This is a genomic window from Streptococcus danieliae, assembly GCF_013415245.1.
Classification (GTDB): domain Bacteria; phylum Bacillota; class Bacilli; order Lactobacillales; family Streptococcaceae; genus Streptococcus; species Streptococcus danieliae_A.
In genome coordinates, this window is record NZ_JACBXX010000236.1 from 1 (window position 1) to 1,325 (window position 1,325).

A 1,325-nucleotide genomic window follows, 5' to 3' on the forward strand; every position below is an offset into this window, starting at 1 on the left:
TAAGCCCCTTAATGGAAGAGTTCTTTGATTGGTGTCGCCAGCAAGCTGTCCTAACTGGTTCCAAATTGGGCAGTGCGATAGACTACGCTCTCAAGTATGAGGAGACTTTTAAGAAAGTTTTAGAAGATGGAAGACTTGTTCTTTCTAATAATCTAGCTGAACGAGCTATTAAGTCTTTAGTTATGGGACGTAAAAACTGGCTATTCTCTCAGAGTTATGAGGGAGCTAAGGCAGGCGCGATCATCATGAGTTTATTAGAAACTGCTAAACGTCATGGTTTGCACACTGAGAAGTATATGAATTATCTTCTAGACCACCTTCCTAATGAAGAAACCCTCGCAAAAATAGAGGTTCTAGAGGACTATTTGCCATGGTCTGAAATCATACAGAAGAATTGTCAATAAAAAAGGTTCCCGAGTCAATCAACTCTGGAACCTTTTTCAGTACGACGGGCATGTCGTATATCTGAGGTGCAAGTCCTCTGTGGGCACCTGCTACCGGTGAACCCAATAGCGACTCCCAAGCCTGACTATCGTGAGGTAGCGGGGAGAGGAAGGGATAGCGAAATCGTGGCTCTACGAACAGAAATGTGATATGAAGGCGTATGTAGTGGATGAGGAGGCTGAAAACTCTAAAGTCCCAAAAGGTAGTCGTAACCTATATGCGTAGATCACGAGAGTAAACGAGGAAAGATATACGACTTATCCCGTGAGGTCTCATGAGCGTCGTAGACGTAGTAACAACGAATCATGAGAAGTCAGCCGAACCCATAGTAGTGATGAAGTTTCTGTAATGGAAATGGAGCGAAGGGGCGAACAATTAACCGAAGTAATCCTACTTCACTTGTGTCTGTAAAAGAACGGTCGGATAGAACTGGAGACGGTCACGTATTGACTAGGAGAAGGTTCACGAATCTAAGATGTCCCTCCGACACCGAAACAAGAAAGGAATACTCACATGTCAGAATTGCTAGATAAGATATTATCTCGGAACAATATGCTTGAAGCCTATCATCAGGTAAAAAGAAACAAGGGTTCTGCTGGTATCGACGGAGTTACCATTGAGGAAATGGATAATTTCCTACGGCAACATTGGCGAGAAACCAAGGAACTTATAAAGCAGAGGAAGTACAAACCTCAACCAGTTTTACGAGTTGAAATTCCTAAGCCAAATGGTGGCGTCCGAAATCTTGGAATCCCTACAGTCATGGACAGAATGGTACAACAAGCGATTGTTCAAACCATCAGTCCAATCTGTGAAAGACACTTCTCAGAGTATAGTTATGGCTTTCGTCCCAATCGCTCTTGTGAGACAGCTATTATTCA

The 1,325-nt window shown here is 43.2% G+C and carries 2 protein-coding genes; both read left to right on the forward strand.

Annotation, left to right across the window (positions count from 1 at the left end; translation table 11 throughout):
- Positions 1 to 404, forward strand: a 404-nt coding sequence (locus HZY94_RS09850; protein WP_179925973.1) for an IS66 family transposase, incomplete at its 5' end; no start/stop codon positions are given.
- A gap of 553 nt (positions 405 to 957) precedes the next feature.
- A partial coding sequence (locus HZY94_RS09855) for a reverse transcriptase domain-containing protein (RefSeq protein ID WP_257151889.1) occupies positions 958 to 1,325 on the forward strand: 368 nt, incomplete at its 3' end.